The sequence below is a fragment of the Nonomuraea sp. CA-143628 genome (genome assembly GCF_050942315.1).
Classification (GTDB): Bacteria; Actinomycetota; Actinomycetes; order Streptosporangiales; family Streptosporangiaceae; genus Nonomuraea.
The window spans coordinates 9,610,536-9,630,938 of record NZ_CP192072.1 but is presented as its reverse complement, the minus strand read 5'-3'; the positions used below and the strand labels follow the sequence as shown (position 1 = coordinate 9,630,938).

Below are 20,403 nucleotides of genomic sequence, written 5' to 3'. Positions count from 1 at the left end.
CCTTCTTGAAGAGCCCTTAGGAAGAGCCCCGCCGCAGGAACGTCCAGGGACGGACCACCTCGCGGGCGGGCAGGGGCCCATCGGCCTGGAGGCGGTCGAAGAGCAGGCGTACGACGTCGGTGTAGTCGTGTCTGAGCGGGCCGACGGTGCTGAGCTGCGGGTTGCTGATGAGACCCTCGTCGATGTTGCCGACACCGATGACCGCGAGGTCGCCGGGCACGTCAACCCCGGCGTCCCTGGCGGCGTTGATCACGCTGATCGCCGCCCGATCGGAAGCCGCGAAGATCGCGTCCGGCCGGTCGGGGGAGCGCAGGAGTTCGGTGGCGGACTGGTAGGCGGCCACGCGGTCGTCCGCGCCGGAGACGATGATCCGCCGGTCCACGCCGTGCCGGTCGAGGGCGGTCGTGTAGCCCAGCAGCCTGCCGGTGGGTTGGTCTCGGTAGAGCTCGTTGCGGTGGGCCATGAAGGCGATGCGGGTGCGGCCCTCGGCCAGCAGATGCTCGACCGCCTCGGCACTGACCTCGGTCTCCGGTGTCCGTACGACGTCGCAGCCGGCCGGCACGTTCTCGTTGCGGACCACGACCATCGGCAGTCCGCCGGCGATGATCTCGGCCAGCAGATCGTGGGTGAGGTGGTCACCGGTCTGATTGACCAGCGCGCCATCGGCGATCCCGCTCCGCAGCACGTCGGCCGCCGCCCGCGCGCGGCCCTCGGAGTAGACGGCGAGCGTGATGACGGAGTAACCGTGTACGTCGGCCATCTCGTGCAGGTCCCTGGCCAGCCGCTCGTCGCTGGGATTTCCGCCGAGTGACGCCTGAACCAGGCAGACCCGCTGGGTCCGGCGCTTGCGCAGGCTCCTGGCCGCCTGGTCGGGCGTGTAGCCGAGCTGCCTGGCCGCGTCGAGCACCCGCTGCCTCGTCTCGGCGGCGACGGGACGGTCGCGGCCGCTGAGCACATAGGACACGGTCGCCACCGACACCTGCGCCAGCTCGGCCACCTGTCGCGCTGTGGGTCTCATGTTAGTCGATTAACACAACGCGCTGGAGCTCCAGACCTCTGACCTCGTAGTGCCTGATTGGTCATCACGGTGTGATGTTAAACGATTAACATCTTTGAGCGCTAGTACCCCCAGAGAGACTCCCTGGGGGGATGGGTCTACGCGTTGGGGCAGTGGGCCGGGGCCGTGCCGTAGGCGTACTGGAGGAAGTCGACCAGGTCGTCCGGCCAGGAGTTCCAGTCGTGGCCGCCGGTGCCGTAGCAGTAGCGGTGGTTCACGCCCAGGCTGGTCAGCGTCTTGTCGAAGTCGCTCGCGTACGAGCCGAGGATGCTCTCGTCGACCGTCAAGGCGTCGTCATGGGCGGCGCTGTTGTAGGCGCACTCGTCCGGTGCCGGGTGGTGGCCGTCGGCGAGCTCGGGATTGCCGGGAGCGCCCGGCAGCGCCTTGCAGCCGCCCGCGTACAGGCCGAACCGGCCGCTGTACGGCGCGTACTTGCCTTGGGTCACCAGCTCGGCCGGGTTGGCCGACGGCCAGTCGTCGACCGTCTTGCCGTTGAAGACGGTGCTCGTGTACGGCCCGAACAGGGTCTCCAGCCGGTAGCGCCGCTGCTTGTCCTGGTCGAGCACCAGGATGCCGCCCTCGTATTTGTTGACCCGGAACGCCCCCCAGTCCGTCAGCGGCATGATCGCCGCGCCGGACGCCCACATGGAGTCGGAGATCGTCCGCTGGGCGGGCATGCCCCGCAGGTCGATGCCGGGGGAGAAGGCGCCGATGACGGAGAACACGTCGGGGTGCGCGGCGGCGTACTTGAGCGTGCCGAAGCCGCCCATCGACAGCCCGGCCAGCCCGCGCCCGGACCGATTGGCGATGGTGTTGAAGTTGGCGTCGATCCAGGGGATGAGCTGGGCGATGTGGTACGTCTCCCACTTGGGCGCGAAATATCCGTCAGTGCGGCCGACCCAGTCGCTGTACCAGCCGGTCATCCCCCCGGTCGGCATCACCACGATGCCGTCATAGGCCCGCGCCTGCTCCACCAGGGAGACCAGATCGGTCTTCGTCGTCCACTCGTCGTAGTTGTCCCCGCCGCCGTTGAGCAGGTAGAGCGAGCGGTAGCGGGTGCTCCTGGCCGGGTCGTAGTCCTTGGGCAGATAGATCCGTACGGTGATGGGACGGGCCAGCGGGTCGATCGCCGGAGTGCCGCCGGACGCCTGGAAGATCGCCGTGGAGGTCATGGTGATGTCCCGCAGCTCGGACCCGTTGTCCTGGAGGTGCCGGTCCACGCTCACGCAGGTGATGCCGTAGCCGTCGGGGTGGGGCAGGGTCGTCGAGCAGGTCTGCGCCCGCGCCGTCCCGGCCGGGACCACGACCGCTCCGGTGATCAGCAGCAGCCCGGTCAATGCGCGCGACAACCACCGTGGGGAACCTCGCATCGTTTCCTCCTCCAAGTGGGAAACCGGGCATCAAGCTACAAAGCAGTGCCGATTTCCGCGTCAACCGCCGGGTGGAGAAAGCGGTCAACCTTCACGCCGCGGGCCGGGGCCGCGTACAACTCCTGCGGTAGGTCGCCTGGCGTATTGCGGCTTTCGAGTGGGTCTTGCCAGTTTTGTCATGTCGGCTTTCACTGATCTCCATACCGGTGATCCAGGAGGGGCCGATGCGTGGCTTACGGGCGTCCGCAGTCGTTCTGGCGATCGTTCTTCTCACGACGTTCCTGACCTCGGGGCAATCCGTCCCGGCGGTCGCCGGGCCGTCCGACCCGGAGCCGGCCTCGCTGGTCACGCTCTCCGTGCCGGACCAGGCCACGATGGAGCGGCTGACGGCCTCGGGGGCGGACCTCACCGAGCGGGTACGGCCACAGGCGGACGGCAGCGTCCAGGTCGACGCGGTCGTCACGCCGAGCCAGCTGACGGCGCTCGCCGCGCTCGGCGCGACCCTGGCGCCCGGCACGCCGCCCGGTTCCCGGGCGACGCCGAAAGGCGCCGCCGTGCCGGATCAGCTGGTCATCGAGCGGGCGGTGTGGTTCAAGAGCCGTGACGGGTACTTCCTGTCGGTCGAGGCGTCCAGCAGCGCGGGGGCGACGGCGACGCTCAGCGTGAGCTGGACGGGCAAGGGCGGTGCCAGTGGTCAGGCGCCGATGGTGCCGTACGTCGACGCGGGCGCGTACCTGGGCCACCAGCTCAGCACCCCCGTGCCGGCGGAGAGCCGGCCGCAGTGGGTCACCGTCACGTCGGCGGCCGGTGGCAAGGCGGACGCGCGGGTCCAGGAGTGGCCCGACGGGGAGCGGCCCGATCGGCAGGGCCCCGGCTACGAGAAGGACTTCGTCAGCCAGTACATGCCGCCGGCCCAGCTCAACGAGCGGGTCAAGGCGCTGCACCGGCGTTTCCCCAAGCTCACCGACATCATCACGCTGCCGAACCCGACCAACGGCTACCGGCGCAACGCCCAGGCCCTGATCGGCACCTCGCCCGGGGCCGCCGTCGTGGTCACCTCGAACGCCTACGGCTCCGAGGGCGGCAACGACCTGGCCATCGAGCTCGTCACCCCCGGCGCCGCCGACCGCCCTTTGCTGGTGACGGTGAACGGCAAGCAGATCACCGTCAGCCTGGCCACCGACGGCTCCGGCACGCCCACCAGCACCGCGGCCCAGGTGGTCGCGGCGATCAACGCGACGCCGGGCATCGCCGTCAAGGCCACGACCTACCGCACCGACGCGGGACAGGGCGTCATGGCGCCCGCCCCGCTCACCCAGCTCAGCGACTTCCTCAAGGCGCCGGCCGACGTCCCCCGCGCGCCGTGGCGGGTGCTGGCCCTGCGCGTCGGCGTGCACCGGGACGGCTCGCGCACTGGAGTGCTCGCCTACGCGCAGGAACACGCCAGGGAATGGGTGGGGCCGCTGGTCACCATCGAGGCGGCCGAGCGGCTGCTGCGCAACTACGCGCGCGACGTGGCGACGCGCGAGCTGCTGAAGCGCACCGACATCTTCATCGTGCCCACGGTCAACCCCGACGGCGCGAACTACAGCTTCTACGACTTCAACTCCCAGCGTAAGAACATGACCAACCACTGCCCCGCGCAGCAGTCCGACCCGGCGCTCCGCAACACCTGGGGCGTGGACGTCAACCGCAACTACGCCGTGGGCTCGCTGTCGGACGGGTACTTCGGCGCCTCGGCCAGCTGCCAGAGCGGTACGTACGCCGGTCCCGCCGAGCATTCCGAACCCGAGAGCCGCAACGTCATCTGGCTCGCGCAGCGGTATCGCAACATCAAGTTCGCGATGAACGTCCACAGCTACGGCGGCTATTTCATGTGGCCGCCCGGCGCCTACAAACTCGACGGCCGCGTCACCCTGCCCCGGCCCACACCCCGGCAGGAGGCGTACTTCCTGCGTTCGGCCCGCACCATTGAGCAGGCCATCGCCGCCGAACGCGGCACGGTCACCTGGCCCCAGCAGACCGGGCCGGTGACCGACGTGCTGTATTCGGCGGCGGGCAACTCCGCGGACGAGCTCTGGTACGACCACGGCGTCTTCGGGTGGGACTTCGAGGTCGGCAGCGACCTGTGGAACCCCACGACACGGATGTGGGAGGGAGTGGGATTCCAGCCGCCGTTCAGCGAAGGGCACGCGGAGGCGATGGAGTTCGCCTCCGGCCTCATCTCGCTGATCGGGGTCGCCGCCGACTATCGCGAGCCGTGACGAGCACGTCTCGCACGCCCGGCCGCAGCGGCGGCCGGGCGTGCCGGGGCGTCAGCCGATCACCCGCGCCACCGCCGGTATCCGCCGGAGCACCAGCCAGTCGAGCAGCAGCACGGCCGCCATGGTGATCCCCGCCAGCGGGAACAGCAGGCCGAGCACCGCCATGACGGCGATCACTCCGTACGCGTCGCGCCTGTTGGTGGCGCGGGCGGGCGCTCCGGCCCGCCCGCGCGGGCGGCGCTTCCACCACATCCACGTGCCGGTGACCACGAGCGTGATCAGGGACAGGCAGGCGGCGAGCATGACGAGCAGGTTGACGGTGCCGTAGCGGCGGCCCTCGTGCAGGGCGATGCCCTGTTCGACGGCTTTGGCCATGATGCCGTACTCGGCCCAGCCGTAGGAGACGAGCACCCGGCCGCTGTACTGGTCGACGTGGAGCGTCTGCGCGGCGGCCGGGTCACGGCGGTTGTCGGTCACGACGGTGTAGACGCCCTTCGCGTCCTTGGGGAGCAGGACCTTGACGTCGCACTCGGCGGGCGCGCAGTCACGAAGGACCGGACGGGCGGCGGCCAGGGCCCGCTCGATGGGCACCGCACCCGGTTGCAGCACGCCGCCCGCCGTTTCGTGCGCGGCGTGACCCTCGGACTGCGGTACGGGGAGTCGTTCGGCCGACCAGGGCACCTTGGCGTCGGGGTTGGTGGACAGGTCTCCGGACAGCGTCGAGGTGTTCGGGAAGGAGTCCGCGCTGGGGGTGGTCGAGCCCGTACTGTCCTGGATGCGCTGCAGGCCATCGCCCCACACGCCCGACCAGGGCAGGCCGGACAGGACGAGGAAGACGACCACCGCCCCGGCGCCGACTCCGGTGAGGGTGTGCAGGCGGCGCAGCCGGCCGCGCCCCGACCGCTTGGCCCGCTTGTGGGTACGCCGGCCGCTCCACCACAGGTACGTGCCGGTGGCGATGAGGATCAGTGCCCAGCACGCGGCGATCTCGACGACCCGGTCGCCGATGGTGCCCGCCATCAGCTCACCGTGGATGGTGCGTATGACGCGCATGAAGGTGGTGCCGTCGTCGATCTGCCCCACCACGCGGGCCGTGGCCGGATCGACGTAGACCGAGACGCCCTGAGCGAAGGGGCCGGTGTCGGCGCCCTGGAGGATGACCCGGGTGGTCCGGTCCGGGGCAGTGGGCGGGATGATCGACATGACGGCTGCGCCGGGCCGCGCCTGACGGGCGGCGGCGATCTGCTCCGACAGGGGCTTCGCGGCGGTCACGGGCGCGGCGAGCGTGCGGACGTCGGCGTAGTGCCACTCCTCGAACGGCTCCTTGAACAGGTAGATCGACCCGGTTATGGCGAGGATGAGCAGAACGGGGGCGACGAACAACCCGGCGTAGAAATGCCAGCGCCAGATGATGCGATAGCGCTGGGACGACGGGGCCGGGGTGGGCTGGACGGTCGGCGGCCGTACCTCTACAGAGGTCATGGGTTCTCCATTCTGGAGACGCGCCCGTCTCAGGGCGCGCGAACAGCGGGGGCGGTCATGACCGGCCGATCGGCTCTTCAAGGCGCGATCGGGGCTTCGACGCACGATCGGGCCGCGAGGGCCGTGATCGTCGTGCGGTCATGACGGACCGGACGTTGCGGCTCCGGGGGTACGACGGCGATGCACGCGGTCGGTCCCGGCGGCACGCGGCGCCGGTAAATGGTCGGCTTCAGCAGGCGTCGCCTACTGAGGCGGCCCCCGGCGGCACAGCTCCCAGGCCAGCACCTGGGCGGCAAGCATCCCCGGCGTGACCTCCACTACCGGCGCCACGCGGCGCGGCGTCGAGGGCGGCACGAGCAGGTCGGTCAGCGGGCGCCACAGGTCGCGCAGCGAGCAGGCCAGCAGGAACAGCAGCGTGGCCAGCGCGGTCTCCCCGCGCTCCAGCCACCAGGCGGACACCGTGGCGACCAGCACGTGCGCCAGCAGCATCCCGACCCCGGCGGACAGCCCGCCGAGGTGGTGTCCCGTCAGCGGAAGGCCGGGGCCGGGGCCGAAGAGGTGGTGCATGCCGTACTGCGCGGCGAAAGAGGCGACGAGCAGCGTCCCCATGCTCCGGCGCCGACGCGCGAGGACGTACGCCCCCGCGCCGGTCACGGCGGTGGCGGCGGCGACGATCCCCAGCCCGGCGCCGGTGCCACCGGCCAGCACGTGCATGCCCAGCGCGGCGTACACGCAGACGACGGCGAACACCGCCGCGCGCACGACGCGTCCGGCGGGCTCGTTCTGATCGGCGCTCACGCGCGATCACCGCTCACATGTGCAGATACGGCCCAGCGGACGTCTCGGTTCGATCACGCCGTAATGGGGAGTGGCCCCATGAGCTCCACCGGCTTGACCTGCGGAAACTTCGGCTCGCCGGGTAGGGGTGTCGGGGAAGGGGACGTCGGACGGGGGCGGATCATGATCATTGTCGGGGTGGACGGCTCGCGGGCGGGCCTCGAGGCCGTCGGGTGGGCCGCCAGGGAGGCCACGCTGCGCGAGGTGCCACTGACCGTGGTGCACGCGATGCCGGGATGGGCCTGCGAGACGGCGTCCGGCCGCTATGCCGCCGTGGCCAAGTGGATGCGCGACGGGGGCGAGATGGCGCTGGCCGCGGCCGAGGACCGGGCGCGCGGCGAGCACCCGAAGATCGGCATCAGGACGATGCTGCTGCCCGGAGATCCCCGAGCCGCCCTGATCGAGGCCGCGAAGGAGGCGGAGCTGCTGGTCATCGGCAGTCACGGGCTCGGGGGAGTGCGCGGGCTGCTGGTGGGGTCCGTGGCGTACGGGGTGGCCGGGCACGCGCCGTGCGACGTGGTCGTCGTGCGCCAACTGCCGTCCCTTCCTCGTGGCGAGCTGGTGGCGGGGGTGGACGGCTCGCCGCGGACCCGCCGCCGGGTATTGGACTTCGCCTTCTCCGAGGCGGAGCTGCGGGGGGTGACCCTGCGGGCCGTACACGCCTGGAGCGGGTTCCAGCCCACGAGCGAGGAGGATGAGCGGGACGGGCGGCTCGTCCTGCGCGAGGCGCTGGCCGGACACCGTCAGGACCATCCCGACGTCGAGGTGATCGAGGAGGCCGTGCACGGTCACCCCGTGGAGGTGCTGCGTCAGGCCGCCGAGGGCGCCGACCTGCTCGTGGTCGGCTCGCACGGGCACGGCGCGTTCGCCGGCATGGTCATGGGCTCGGTCAGCCAGGCCATGCTGCACCACTCCCCGTGCCCGCTCGCCGTGGTCCGGAACAAGCAGGACGACCCAGGTTGAGTTTCGAGCATTCATGGGTTGATGACGACCGCGCTGCCCAACGGGACATGCGCCAGGACGCGCAGGGCGGCGGCCGGGACGCGGACGCAACCGTGACTGACCTCCTGCCCGAACACGCTCTCGTCCGGCCAGCCGTGCAGCCCGATCGTGCCGGGCCCGCCGTCGAAGGTCTGGAGGACGGCCGAGTGCGAGCCCAGCGCGAGCATGCGCGGGCTGTACGTCGCGTCCTCAGGAGTCAGTGAGGCGAGCAGGAACGTCCGTCCCGTCGGCGTGGGGGTCGACGGGGCGCCGGTGGCGACTTTCCACGTGCCCAGACTGCGATCGGACTTGACCACCGTGAGTTGATGAGCGGCCAAATCGATGCGTACGTAATAAGGGCTGTATGCATTCCGCAACCCGCCGCCCGCGGTATAAATCCAGCCCGTCGACAGATTCGGGCGGCTCGGCAGCATAACGCGCACCCATCCCGGCTGCTCTTCCACTATGGGCACCCAAGCCGGGCCGCCCACTGAAGTGGTCGGCAATATCCCCACCGGTGCGCCGCCGGGACTGGCATAAACCACCTGTGGTTGCGTGGGATGTGTCACGTGCCCATTTCCCGGCTCGAAAGGAGCGGTGTCTTTCGGCGCGCCGCGCAATCTCGTGTACGTCGTGGAGCGAGTCAGCCGAGCCCGCTGCGCGGCTGACACCGGCACCGGCGCGACCTGCTGGATCGGGGCGGCGAGCGGTGCGGTGGCCGGTGGCGGGGCGGTCGTTCCGCAGGCCGCGGCCATGGTCATGGCGGCCAATGCCGTGCTCCACGCGATCGGCCGCGCATTGCCGTTCCTGTCCAGTTCCATGCGATCGCGCAAGGCGGCCTCCACTATTTCCGGGGTGAGCAGAGGCAGTTTACGGCGGAGTCTTGAGCGTCTTGGTCCGAGAATTGGGATAAGTCGTTCTATCGGATGGTCTCGGGTCTTGGTCGATAAGTGGAAGAGGCTTTGTCGCGCCTTTACCGGTCGGTTGTCAGCGGTCGTTGATCTCCCCGAATATCATGCCGAGTTGCTTGCCGTTTCACCTCGCTGCGCGGGTGGAAGCCGGCTGTGTCCAGCGCGCTCCCCTATAGAAAAGATTCACTACATGGAAGTAATCTCTGGTCGCGCTTCCCACCGGTCGCGATGGGTCTCTCTGCTGGCGGGGGCCTTCGTGCTCGTCGTCGCCGGGGCTCTGCTGACCACATGGCCATCCGGTGCGAAGGCGGCCCAGCCGCGGTCATGCCACCAAAACGAGGACGTCTGCGACAGCCCGGCCACCAGCATTTCGGGCGATCTCGAAGGCATGACCCTCGAACCGGGCGTCTACACGGCCGCGTCCTCGATCGAGCTGACCGGCACGGTCACCCTCGACGCTCAGGGCGATCCCGACGCCGTCTTCATCTTCCAGATCGGCACCACGTTCTTCACCGGCCCGGACAGCGACGTCGAACTCGTCGGTGGCGCTCAGGACTGCAACGTCTTCTGGGAGGTGGGCAACACGGTGACGACCGGCGCCATGCCGGAGGTGACCGTACCGGTCGATGAAGAGGTCGACGAGGAGGTCAAGGAGGATCAGGGGAGGCCCGGGACCGAGACGGCCGTCAAGGACGACTGCCCTCTGGCGCACCAGGTCACGCCGCCCGCCCTCCCGCCATGCGCGGAGACTCCGCCGGTGCGGCCGGTGCCGACTCCGATAGAGCGGCCGACCCCGGCCCAGCCGGTCAAGCCGACTCCGACGCCGAAGGTGGTTTCGACGCCTCAGGTGGACGCACCTCCGAAGGCGGTGCCGACGCCTCAGACGGTTTCGACTCCCCAGACGGTTACGCCTCCGAAGGTGGTTACGCCTCCGAAGGTGGTCTCGACTCCCCAGACGGTTGTGACTCCTCAAACGGTCGCGACTCCGAAGGTGACGTCGACTCCGACGGCGACCGCGACGTCCACTCCCACGGCGACATCCACTTCCAGGACGAGCACACCCGATCACCACCGTGATCATCACCACCGCGACCGCCACAACTGCGGTCACCACTGCGGGCTCGAACCGGCGCCCGAGCCCGTCCCGGTCGGCTCGCGCCTGCGCGTGGCCGGCTGACGATCCTGTCCGGCTGACTGTTTCGGGGCGATGTGCGGGATGACCGGCTCGCTGAGGCCATCCCGCACATCGCCGCAGCCGATCGGCGTCTGTGAGCGCCGAGGTCGGTCGCGCAGAGAGTCATCGCGCGAGGCCAGAGGACGGGCGTCGAGGGGCGGACGCCAGAGGACGGACGTCAACGGGCGGACGCCGAGGGGTGGGCGTCAGAGGGCGGGCGTCAACGGGCGGACGTCAAGGGGTGGGCGTCAGAGGGCGGGCGTTCGGAGGAGATGGGCGTCAGGGGACGGGCGTCAGCGGTGGTTCGCCGTTCAGGACCGCGATGATGTTGTCGACGGCGAGGTCCACCATCCGGGCCCTGGTCGCCTCCGTAGCCGAGCCGATGTGCGGGAGCCCCACTACACGTTCGTGCTGGATCAGCGGGTCGCCGACGCCGTTGCGCGGCTCGCGGCCGAACACGTCCAGCCCGGCCGAATGGAGCCGCCCGGCCTGCAGGGCGGCGAGGAGCGCGGCCTCGTCGACGACGCCGCCACGGGCGGTGTTGACGAGGGTCGCGGTGGGTTTCATCATCGCGAGCTCGTCCGCGCCGATGAGGCGGCGGGTCTGATCGGTGAGCGGTACGTGCAGAGACACCACATCGCTGGTGCTCAGGAGCTTGGGCAGGGAGACCGCCTGGGAGAGCTCGTCATCGGGTTTACGGGACAAGGTGTGCTGGACGGTCATGCCGAACCCGGCCGCCCGGCGGGCGACGGCCTGCCCGATCTCGCCATAACCGATGAGACCCAGGGTTGCCCCCGCCACGTCGAGTCCGAGGTAGGCGTCCAGCCGGCTCCCGGTCCACTCGCCGTTCCTGAGGCTGTCGGCCGCGGTGAGCAGCCGCCGCCGGGCCATCAGGATGAGGGCGAAGGCGGTGTCGGCGGTGGTCTCGTGCAGGACACCCGGGGTGTTGGTGACCACGATGCCGCGCTCCCGCGCGGTGGCGACGTCGGTGCCGTCGTAGCCCGCGCTCGGCAGGGCCAGCACCCGTAGCCGCTCGCCCGCCTTGAGCACCGCGGCGTCGACGTGGTCGGAGTTCTGGCACAGCAGCGCGTCCGCGCCGTTGAGGAGGTCGCCCAGCCGCTCGGGCGGCGGCGGCGTGACCTCCGACCACTGGCGTAGCTGGGCGACGCGGCCGAGCCGTTCGAGACCCGTGCCCGGCAAGGTAGGCCGGGTGACCACCACGATCGGCGCCGTCGCCTGCATATTGCTCTCTCCTCCCGATGGGGTCCGGCCTGAGCACGGACAACATCCCTCCAACAACATAGATCACCTGGATGTTGACCAAGTCAGGGGGAGGGTGGGCAGACGAGGTTGGCGAAGTCAGGGGGCGGGTGGGGGACGAGCGGGCGGGGGAGGAGAGGTCGGATCAGCGTGGCTCGGTGGCTCCGGTGAAGGGCATGTGCTCGCCTTCCACGTACTTCGGGAACGGCTGGTAGACGTTCGCGCCCGGTTGGCCGCGCAGCAGCAGCGCCGAGACGAACGGCTGCTCCTCGCTGGTGATCCGGGTCGAGGTCGGGATGTAGCGGATGGTCAGGCCGCAGCGGCGCTTGGGGGAGGTGTTGGCGCTGGAGGCGTGCAGGATGTTCGGGTGGTGCACCTCCACGTCGCCGGGTGACAGCACCAGGTCCACGGCCTGGGACTCGTCCACCGTCACGGCGCTCTCCGAGCCGAGCACGTTGGCGACGTCGTCGCGCTGCCGCAGCTCGTGCAGGGCCTCCTTGTGCGAGCCGGGGATCACTCGCATGCAGCCGTTCTCCGGCGTGGACTCGTCGACGGCCAGCCAGAGCGTGATCACCCGCATCGGCTCCAGCGGCCAGAAGGCACCGTCCTGGTGCCAGAGGACCGCCTTGCCGGAGAAGGGCGGCTTGCTGATGTAGTGCGAGGCGAACAGCGCGAGGTCCGGGCCGACGAAGAGCTCGGCGATGTCCAGCAGCCGATCGTCGGAGATCAGCCGCACCCAGAACGGGTCGTCGGCCACCAGTTCGGTGCCCAGGTCCTCGCCGAGCAGTTCGGGGTGCTTGGCCTGGAGCCAGGCGACGTGGTCGCCGGCCTCGGCGATCAGGCCGGGGTCTATGACGTTCCGGAAGATCGTGTAGCCGTCGCGGTCGTAGTCCTGAAGACGGTCGCGGTCCTGAAGGCGAGTGGAGTCCTGAAGACGGTCGTGGTCCTGAAGGCGGGTGGGGTCCTGGAGGCGGGTGGAGTCCGGGAGGGTGCGGTCGGCTTCCTGGGTCACGATGTTCTCCTGTGCGCGGGAGCGATGGACATCGATCCCGATTTTTCGGCCTCCGCGCCCCGACTTACTAGCACTCGCCGCCCCATAACTATTAATTTCCTGACATGCCGACTGTGCTGCGCTGGGTGGATTTCGCGTACGGCCTGCCCTACCACGCGGCGCTGGTGCCGGTGAGCGGCGGCCGTCGTGACCGGCCCGAGCCGCACAGTCATGCCGATTTCCATGAGTTCGTCTTCGTGACCGCGGGGGCCGGCGCGCAGCGCGTCGGCGAGGCGGAGATGCCGCTGCGCGCGGGCGACGTGGTGCTGGTCCGGCCGCACGACCGGCACGAGTTCGCGGGTACGGCGGCCGATGGGATGCGCTTCATCAACATCGCCTTCCCCAGTTGGCGCTGGCGTGCCTTCGCCGATCTCGCCGGGCTGGCGGGCACGGCGGAATGGGAGCGGCGCGACCTTCCCCTGGCGGCGCGTACCGACCTGGACGGGCCGGTCGCGGCGGAGTTCGCCCGCGTGCTGGCCGTCTATTCCGGCGTGCCGCGCGTACTCGACCTGGTCGGGCTGTGGACGGCGGTCGTCCCGCTCCTGGAACGGGCCGACGGCACCGCCGTGGACCAGCGGCCGGGCTGGCTGGTGGCGGCCTGTGTGGCGATGAGCCGCGAGGAGAACCTGCGCGACGGGCTGCCCCGGCTGCTCGCGATGGCCGCGGTCAGCCCGGGGCATCTGGCCCGTTCCATGCGTACGCACTACGGGTGCACGCCGATCGCGTTCGTCGCCGGGCGCCGCCTGGAGCATGCCGCGCTGCTGCTCACCACGACGACCGAGGGCATCGGCCGGATCGCCCAGCGCTGCGGTTTCTCCGGCCAGTCGTACTTCGGCAGGCTCTTCCACGAGAAATACGGCCTGGCGCCCCGCGACTATCGGGAGGCCACCCGGCGGGCGGTGGTTCCTGCGGCCCTGGACACCCCACACATCAAGTGATTAGATGACTTCACTTGGGCGAAGGACGCATGGTGCGGCCGCCCGATCCACCTCCGGCGGACACGAGCACGCCCTCCCACTCGACGCCCACGTACGAGACGCCCCCCAAGATCGAACAGGAGGCCGGGCATGATCCGGTCGCGTTTACTGTGCATGGCCGCCATCTGCGCCGTCGTCACCCCGCTCGCCCTCACGGGCTGCTCCTCCAGCGGTGACACGGCGAAGGAGGCGGGCAAGACCGAGCTGAAGCTGTACAACGACAAGGGCGCCTGGAGCAAATACTTCGACCAGATGGGCGCCCTGTCCAAGCAGCAGATCGGGCTGTCGATGAAGCCGGTCGGCTACACCGACGAGCCGACGTACCAGGCGTTCATCAAGGCGTCCTTCCGCACCGACGTCAAGCCCGACCTGTTCACCTGGACGACCGGCGGCGGGCTGGCCGAGGTCGTCGCCCAGAAGCAGCTGGCCGAGACGACCGCCCTCTGGCAGGAGGCCATCAAGAACGGCGACCTGTCGGCTGACCTGGCGAAGTATTACACCGTGGGCGGGAAGCAGTACTGCGTGCCGCTGAACGCCGCCTACTGGGGGATGTTCTACAACAAGAAGGTCTTCGACAAGTACGGTCTCAAGCCCCCCACCACGTGGGACGAGCTGATCAAGATCGCCGACACGCTGAAGAAGAACGGCGTGCCCGCGTTCTACCACACCTCGGTGCTGTTCTCCTTCGTCTGGTTCGAGCAACTGCTCGCCGGCACCGACCCCGACCTGTACGACCGCCTGTCCACCGGCCAGGCGAAGTACACCGATCCCGGCGTGGTCGAGGTCATGAAGCGGTGGAAGTCGATGATCGACGCCGGATACTTCAACAACGCCGGCGACAAGACCGACCCGGGTGACGTGCTCAAGACCGGCAAGACCGCGATGGTGTCGTTCGGCACGTGGTTCAACACGAGCATGACGCAGCGCGATCTGAAGGCCGGCACCGACTACGGCTACTTCACGATCCCGAACGTCAACCCCGCGCTGCCCAAGACCTCGATGATCTTCGAGAGCGGCCCGCTCTGCTCGCTGGCCAAGGCGCCCGACCCCGAGGCCAGCACGAAGTATCTCAAGTGGTGGGTGACGCCGGCCGCGCAGGAGAAATGGGCGACCGCCAGGGGAGACGTCTCGGCCAACCCCAAGGTCGCCATCACCGACCAGGCCATCGCGGAGGTCAGCAAGGCGGCGGGCAGCGGACAGTATCGCCTGGTCAACCGCTATTTCGAGGCCACGCCGCCGCCCGTGCTCACGGCCGCGCTGGACGGTTTCGGCGCCTTCCTCGTCAAGCCGGACAGCTACCAGAAGGTCCTTGAGGACATCCAGGGTGCCGCCGACGAGTATTGGAGCAGCCACCAGCCCGGCAGCTGAGGTTCGGAGCGCACCGGCACCTGTACGAATTCTGTACGCCGCGCTTGCAGGCTGATCATCAGCGGGTGCCGCGTGCGGCCTCCACTCCTTTCGATGCCCCCCTGGAACTGTTCTTGAGGAGAAACCTGTGCAGGCCCGACTCCGTCGTTCGGCCGCGCTGCTTGCCGGTGCGCTCATCCCCCTCTCGCTGCTCACCGGCCAACCGGCCGGAGCCGCGTCCGCCGATCCCCTGACCGACGCGTTCGCCCGCGCGGCCGCCACGTACGAGGTGCCCCGCGACCTGCTGGTGTCCCTCGCCTACTCCGAAACCCACCTGGACGGCCACCGCGGCCAGCCCAGCGCGTCCGGCGGCTACGGCGTGATGCACCTGGTCAGCAACCCCGTCAAGCAAACTCTTGAGCGCGCGGCCACGCTGACGAAGCAGCCCGTCTCGGCCCTGAAGGCGGACGCCGCGGCCAACATCACCGGCGGCGCCGCCGTGCTGCGCGCCTACGCCGACGAGCTGGGGCTGGACGCCAAGGCCCGCAAGGACGCCGCCAAGTGGTATCAGGCGGTGGCCAAGTACGGCGGCGCCTCCTCGCCGGAGGTCGCCCGCCTGTACGCCGACACCGTCTACGACCTGATGGCCCAGGGGATCCGCGCCACCACCCCGGAGGGGGAGGCCGTCACGGCGGCGCCGCGGGTCGTCGAGCCCGAGCGCGGCTCGTACGCCAAGGCGCAGGAGCTGGGCAAGACCGACACGCTCGCGGCGGCGGTCGACTACCCGGGGGCGACGTGGGCGGCGGCGCACAGCAGCAACTTCGCCGTCTCCAACCGCCCGACCAGCGACGCGATCGACCGCATCGTCATCCACGTCACCCAGGGCACCTACGCCGGGACGATCGACTGGTTCCAGACCGGGCCGCGGCCGAACCCCACGTCGGCGCACTACGTCATCCGCTCGTCCGACGGCGCCATCACCCAGATGGTCAGGGAGAAGGACCGGGCCTTCCACGCGGGTGACTACAACAGGCGCTCGGTCGGCATCGAGCACGAGGGCTGGGTGGACAACGCCTCCTGGTTCACCGACGCGATGTACCGCTCCTCGGCGGCGCTGACCCGCAACATCGCCGACCGGTACGGCATCCCCAAGGACCGGGCGCACATCGTCGGCCACAGCGAGGTGCCCGGCGCCGACCACACCGACCCGGGTCCGAACTGGAACTGGACCACGTACATGAACTACGTCACCGGTGGCAGCGGCCCCACCAACCCGCACACCGCCGAGTCGGTCTGCGGCAGCGGGTTCAAGGTGATCGACTCGGCGCCTCTGGGCACGGCGGGCACCGTCTACCTGACCTACAACTCGACCACCGGATACAACTGCGTGGCCACCATCAAGCAGACCCAGCTCGGTACGGCCTCGGCCACCAGCGCCTACCTGGAGGTGGAGGACCAGGCGCGCCTCAGCGACAGCGGTAACTTCGCCTACTACGCGGGTCCGGTGCGGGCCAACGCGGCCGGCAAGTGCGTCAAGTGGGGCGGCAAGGCCGGCGCGTCCACCTACGACAGCCCGTCCGAGCACTGCGGATAGCCGCAACGTCTCGGCAGCGACACCTGGGCCCCGACGCATCGCCGTCGGGGCCTTCGTCATGTCAGGCGGTCATCGGACCCAGCGTGGTCACTGGGCCGGAGTGGGACGCCGCCGGTTCCAGGAGTCGAGGATGTGCGTGCGCATCGCCGCGGCCGCCGCCTCGGGATCGCCGGCCGAGATCGCGTCGCTGATCGCCTGGTGCTCGTCCAGCGTCTGGCGCATGACCTCCTCGTTGTACTGGCCGTGGTAGCGCATGCTGGTGCGGGCCTTGTCGTGGATGCTGTTGACGATGGCGCGGCCGAGCCGGTTGCGGGAGGCCGCCATGATCACGTCGTGGAAGCGGACGTCGGCCGCGCCGAAATCGGGGGGAGAGGCGAGGTTCGACCGCATGACGCCCAGCGCCTCGGCGATGCGCTGATCGTCGTCGGGGGTGCGGGCCAGGGCCGCGGCGGCGGCCATCTCGGCTTCGAGCGCGGTGCGTACGGTGACCAGCTCGTCGAGGAAGGCCGCGGTCTCGTCGTGCGCGATCACTGAGGTGAGCACGACGTCGTCGAGGAGGTTCCACTGCCTCGGCTCGGTGACCTGGGTGCCGCGACCGTGCTCGATCCGGACCAGGCCCTTCTCCTGGATCACCTTGACCGACTCGCGGATCACCGTGCGGCTGACGCCGAACTCCTCGCACAGGTCGGCCTCGGGCGGCAGCGTCGCACCCGGGCGCAGCGTGCCGCGGATGATGTCGTCGACCAGCTGCTCGACCACCGTGGTGCCCAGCTTGGGGGCGCGCTCGCGGCGGGGCCGCTTCGCGGGTGGCCGCACCGCGTCGTCCGTCCACGGACCCTCCGCGTGCTGAGTCAACGTGCCCTCCCTTGATCACGACAGCGCCTTGAGTATAGGCCATTGTGTCGACGTCATTCGTATGATGTCATATCTCGAAACATGCCGTTAACGGAGGCCCTATGAGACGACGCAGTCATGCCGCGTACCGCCGTGCGGTACCTGCGGCCACCGCCGCCGCGGCGGTTCTTCTCGCCGTCGCGGCCTGCGGTCCCCCCAACCCCACGGCTTCGTCGAAGCCGACCGGCGCCGCCTCCCAGTACGGGTTCAGCACAGCCGAGCAGAAGGACGGCAAGCTCGTGGTCTGGGTGGACTCCACCCGGCTCGACGCCGCGAAGGCCTACCAGACGGCCCACCCGAACGTGCCGCTGGACATCGTCACCTACGACGGCAACGCCAACGGCTCCAACACCCTCAAGACCAAGGTGCAACTGTTCAACCGGGCCGGCGAGGGCTGGCCGGACGTCGTGTTCACCACCGACAACAACACCGCCTCCTGGGCCTCGCAGGGTGATGACGCCTTCGTCGCCCCGCTCAACAAGGGCCTGCTCGACGACGCCACGCTGAGCGGCTTCGCCAAGGGCGCGCTCGACGTGTGCGCCATCGACGGCACGGTCTACTGCCTGCGCAACGACCTGGCCCAGGTGGTGCTCTGGTACAACAAGAAGCTGCTCGACAAGTTCGGCTACACATTGCCCAAGACGTGGGAGGAATACACCGCGCTGGGGGAGAAGGTGGCCGCCGAGCACCCGGGATACATCATCGGCACGGCCGGTGACGCGTGGGCGCCGGAGATCTACATGTGGGGCGGCGAGTGCCCGGCCAACCAGGTCACCGGCGCCAAGGCGATCACCGTCAAGGCGACGGACGCCAAGTGCGTACGGACCGCGCGGATGCTGGACAAGCTCGTCGCGAACAAGACGATGTCCATGCTGCCGCTGTTCGGCCCCGACTTCGTCAAGAACCAGGGCGACAAGGTGCTCATGCTGCCCGGCCCGGCCTGGTACGGCGGGGCGGTGTTCCAGGGGACGATCAAGACCCCGAAGGGCCAGCTCGCGGTCGGCGACGCGCTGCACTGGGCGGACCAGACCCAGCCGGTGACCGGCAACGTCGGCGGCGGCACCTGGTGGCTGTCGCGGCACACCGCGCGCCTGAAGGCGGCCAAGGACTTCATCAGCTGGGTCGCCACCGCCGACGAGTATCAGGTCGCCCTCTCGCCGGGCTACCCCGCCTTCTCGGCCGCCGCGACGAAGTGGATCAAGAAGCAGCAGGACAGCGGCTACTACGCCGGTGACATCGCCGCCCCGATCGCCGCCGCGGCCGGACAGGTCTGGCCCGGCTGGGGCTCGCCGGAGTTCAGCCAGGAGGCGGTCTGGGCCAAGACCGTCATCCCCGCCCAGACCGCCGGCAAGACCATCGAGTCGCTGCTGCCGGACTGGCAGACGGCGATCGAGCAGCAGGCTCAGGTGTCCGGATACCAGGTCACCAAGTGAGCGTTACGCACGTGCGGAGTCGTTCCTGGCGGCCTGCCGCCGGGCACGTCTTCGTCTCCGGGTACGTGGTGCTGCTGGTCGCGTTCGGCATCGCGCCCACGGTGTACGCGCTCAACCTGGCCTTCACCGATGGCGAGGGGCGCTTCGCCGGGATCGGCAACTTCCTGCGTACCGCCCAGGACTACCGGTTCGTGGCCGCGCTCGGGCACGTGGCGACCTACCTCGTGCTGTGGCTGGTCACCCTGACCGTGCTCGTGCTGCTGCTCGCGCTGGTGGTGCACCGGCTCGCCTCGCGCTGGTCGCGGGCCGCGCTGCGGTTCGTCTACTACGTGCCGGGCGCGCTGGCCGGGGCGTCGAGTGTGCTGCTGTGGCTGTTCATGCTGGATCCCTCGGTGAGCCCGGTCGACGGCCTGGTCCGCTCGCTGTGGGGTGACACGTTCGTGCAGGTGATCGCGCCGGGCCACCTGCCGTGGATCTTCACGATCATCGCCTTCTGGACCGGCGCGGGCGGCTGGATCACGGTCATGTACGGCGCGTTGAACAGCATCCCGTACACGGTGATCGAGGCGGCGCGGGTGGACGGCGCCGGACCGGTGAAGACGGCGCTGCGGGTGCAACTGCCGATGCTGCGCAAGTGGATCGTCTACATGCTCATCCTGTCCCTCGCGGCGGGCACGCAGCTCTTCGTCGAGCCGCAGCTCGTCTCGCAGGCCGGGTTCGGGGTGGTCGGGACCGACTACTCGCTCAACCAGCTCGCCTATCTGTACGCCTTCGACCAGAACGACTTCAACGGCTCGGCGGCGATCGCGATCGACCTGCTCATCGTGGCGTTGTGCTGCGCCGGGCTGTTCGTCGCGCGGGGAGGTCTCTTCGATGCGGACTGATCAACGGCCCGGCGTCATCCGGCTGGTCGGCCGGGGGCTGATCGCCGCGCTGCTGCTGGCCTTCGCGCTGTTCTTCGTCCTGCCGATGGTGTGGCTGCTGCTCGCCTCGACCAAGAGCCCGGCCGACCTGATCCATGCCAACCCCCTGTCACCCGGCTCGATCGGCTCGCTCGTCACGAACTGGCAGCACCTCATGTCCTTCCAGGACGGGGCGGTGCTCACGTGGATGACGAACTCCGTCGTCTACTCGGCGCTCTCGGTGGCGCTGACCCTGCTGGTCGGCATCCCGGCCGGCTACGCGATGGCGCTCATGCGGTTCGGCGGACGCCGCCTGCTGCTCATCGTCACCCTTGTGGTGATGCTGATGCCGGCCACCGCCCTGGTGCTGCCGATCTTCCTGGAGCTCAGCTACCTCGGGCTGGTCAACAAGACGGCCTCGGTCGTGCTGCCGATGTCGTTCTTCCCCTTCGGCGTGTACCTGACCTACATCTACTTCTCCACCAGCGTCCCCGGCGACCTGCTGGACGCGGCCCGGCTCGACGGCTGCGGCGAGAGCGCGACCTTCTTCCGGGTGGCGCTCCCGCTGGCCAAGCCGGTCGTCGCGCTGGTCGCCTTCTTCAGCTTCGTCAACAACTGGAACAACTTCTTCCTGCCGTACGTGATGCTGCCGAACAGCGGCAACTACCCCATGCAGGTCGGCCTGACGCAGATGCTGGCCGCGACCCCCACCTTCAACCCCGTCGTCGGTGCCAACGCCGAGGTGCAGCCGCCCGAACTGGTGCTGGCCACCCTGCTCTCCATCGCGCCGGTGTTGCTGGTGTTCCTGTTCTCTCAGCGCTTCCTGGTCGCCGGGCTGACCGCCGGCGCGACCAAAGGATGAGGAGTAT

Annotated in this window: 17 protein-coding genes; 9 read left to right on the top strand and 8 right to left on the bottom strand. The window is 69.5% G+C overall.

Annotated features, from left to right (window positions below; all coding sequences use genetic code 11):
- Positions 1-16 precede the first annotated feature (16 nt).
- A complete protein-coding gene (locus ACQP2T_RS43615; RefSeq protein WP_433510718.1) occupies positions 17-1,018 on the bottom strand; it encodes a LacI family DNA-binding transcriptional regulator in 1,002 nt (333 codons plus the stop codon).
- Positions 1,019-1,155: 137 nt separating this feature from the next.
- Positions 1,156-2,427: an alpha/beta hydrolase gene (locus ACQP2T_RS43610; RefSeq protein ID WP_433510717.1), complete on the bottom strand. Its 1,272-nt coding sequence runs from the start codon at positions 2,425-2,427 to the stop codon at positions 1,156-1,158.
- 224 nt (positions 2,428-2,651) lie between these two features.
- Here ACQP2T_RS43610 and ACQP2T_RS43605 point away from each other — a divergent pair, with 224 nt between their 5' ends.
- The gene (locus ACQP2T_RS43605) at positions 2,652-4,691 is read left to right on the top strand and encodes a M14 family zinc carboxypeptidase (protein ID WP_433510716.1); all 2,040 of its coding nucleotides are present in this window, start codon (positions 2,652-2,654) and stop codon (positions 4,689-4,691) included.
- A 51-nt stretch (positions 4,692-4,742) separates the two neighbouring features.
- Here the strand turns inward: ACQP2T_RS43605 and ACQP2T_RS43600 are convergent, their stop codons facing one another.
- Together ACQP2T_RS43600 and ACQP2T_RS43595 are read right to left on the bottom strand one after the other, a co-directional pair.
- Positions 4,743-6,173, bottom strand: coding sequence for a PepSY-associated TM helix domain-containing protein (locus ACQP2T_RS43600; RefSeq protein WP_433510715.1), 1,431 nt, complete (start codon positions 6,171-6,173; stop codon positions 4,743-4,745).
- 243 nt (positions 6,174-6,416) lie between these two features.
- Positions 6,417-6,971: a hypothetical protein gene (locus tag ACQP2T_RS43595; protein ID WP_433510714.1), complete on the bottom strand. Its 555-nt coding sequence runs from the start codon at positions 6,969-6,971 to the stop codon at positions 6,417-6,419.
- A gap of 162 nt (positions 6,972-7,133) precedes the next feature.
- Between ACQP2T_RS43595 and ACQP2T_RS43590 the strand changes: the two genes are divergently transcribed.
- Positions 7,134-7,973 carry a universal stress protein gene (locus ACQP2T_RS43590; protein WP_433510713.1) on the top strand — a complete coding sequence of 280 codons (840 nt, stop codon included), beginning with the start codon at positions 7,134-7,136 and terminating at the stop codon, positions 7,971-7,973.
- Positions 7,974-7,984: 11 nt separating this feature from the next.
- Here ACQP2T_RS43590 and ACQP2T_RS43585 read toward each other — a convergent pair whose 3' ends face one another.
- Positions 7,985-8,308 carry a L,D-transpeptidase gene (locus tag ACQP2T_RS43585; RefSeq protein WP_433510712.1) on the bottom strand — a complete coding sequence of 108 codons (324 nt, stop codon included), beginning with the start codon at positions 8,306-8,308 and terminating at the stop codon, positions 7,985-7,987.
- Between the two features lie 280 nt (positions 8,309-8,588).
- Between ACQP2T_RS43585 and ACQP2T_RS43580 the strand changes: the two genes are divergently transcribed.
- Positions 8,589-10,079: an ice-binding family protein gene (locus ACQP2T_RS43580; RefSeq protein WP_433510711.1), complete on the top strand. Its 1,491-nt coding sequence runs from the start codon at positions 8,589-8,591 to the stop codon at positions 10,077-10,079.
- A 276-nt stretch (positions 10,080-10,355) separates the two neighbouring features.
- Here ACQP2T_RS43580 and ACQP2T_RS43575 read toward each other — a convergent pair whose 3' ends face one another.
- Both ACQP2T_RS43575 and ACQP2T_RS43570 read right to left on the bottom strand, forming a co-directional pair.
- Positions 10,356-11,318, bottom strand: coding sequence for a 2-hydroxyacid dehydrogenase (locus ACQP2T_RS43575; protein WP_433510710.1), 963 nt, complete (start codon positions 11,316-11,318; stop codon positions 10,356-10,358).
- Positions 11,319-11,481: 163 nt separating this feature from the next.
- A complete protein-coding gene (locus ACQP2T_RS43570) occupies positions 11,482-12,348 on the bottom strand; it encodes a phytanoyl-CoA dioxygenase family protein (RefSeq protein ID WP_433510709.1) in 867 nt (288 codons plus the stop codon).
- Between the two features lie 104 nt (positions 12,349-12,452).
- Here ACQP2T_RS43570 and ACQP2T_RS43565 point away from each other — a divergent pair, with 104 nt between their 5' ends.
- The 3 genes from ACQP2T_RS43565 (at position 12,453) to ACQP2T_RS43555 (ending at position 16,305) form a co-directional block, all read left to right on the top strand.
- Complete coding sequence (locus tag ACQP2T_RS43565) at positions 12,453-13,325, top strand: AraC family transcriptional regulator (protein WP_433510708.1); 873 nt, start codon at positions 12,453-12,455, stop codon at positions 13,323-13,325.
- Between the two features lie 129 nt (positions 13,326-13,454).
- Positions 13,455-14,732 carry an ABC transporter substrate-binding protein gene (locus ACQP2T_RS43560; protein WP_433510707.1) on the top strand — a complete coding sequence of 426 codons (1,278 nt, stop codon included), beginning with the start codon at positions 13,455-13,457 and terminating at the stop codon, positions 14,730-14,732.
- A gap of 127 nt (positions 14,733-14,859) precedes the next feature.
- Positions 14,860-16,305: an N-acetylmuramoyl-L-alanine amidase gene (locus ACQP2T_RS43555; RefSeq protein ID WP_433510706.1), complete on the top strand. Its 1,446-nt coding sequence runs from the start codon at positions 14,860-14,862 to the stop codon at positions 16,303-16,305.
- Positions 16,306-16,392: 87 nt separating this feature from the next.
- On the opposite strand, the gene ACQP2T_RS43550 is transcribed toward ACQP2T_RS43555, so the two are convergent.
- Positions 16,393-17,160 (bottom strand): FadR/GntR family transcriptional regulator, encoded by a 768-nt coding sequence (locus ACQP2T_RS43550; RefSeq protein WP_433510705.1) that lies wholly within the window; start codon positions 17,158-17,160, stop codon positions 16,393-16,395.
- Positions 17,161-17,261: 101 nt separating this feature from the next.
- On the opposite strand from ACQP2T_RS43550, the gene ACQP2T_RS43545 reads away from it, so the two are divergent.
- From ACQP2T_RS43545 to ACQP2T_RS43535, 3 genes are read left to right on the top strand one after another with little or no spacing between them, the layout of a single operon-like run.
- Positions 17,262-18,632, top strand: coding sequence for an ABC transporter substrate-binding protein (locus ACQP2T_RS43545; protein WP_433510704.1), 1,371 nt, complete (start codon positions 17,262-17,264; stop codon positions 18,630-18,632).
- 11 nt (positions 18,633-18,643) lie between these two features.
- A complete protein-coding gene (locus tag ACQP2T_RS43540; RefSeq protein ID WP_433510703.1) occupies positions 18,644-19,516 on the top strand; it encodes a carbohydrate ABC transporter permease in 873 nt (290 codons plus the stop codon).
- Positions 19,506-20,396, top strand: coding sequence for a carbohydrate ABC transporter permease (locus ACQP2T_RS43535; protein WP_433510702.1), 891 nt, complete (start codon positions 19,506-19,508; stop codon positions 20,394-20,396). The genes ACQP2T_RS43540 and ACQP2T_RS43535 overlap by 11 nt, the downstream gene beginning before the upstream one ends.
- Positions 20,397-20,403 lie beyond the last annotated feature (7 nt).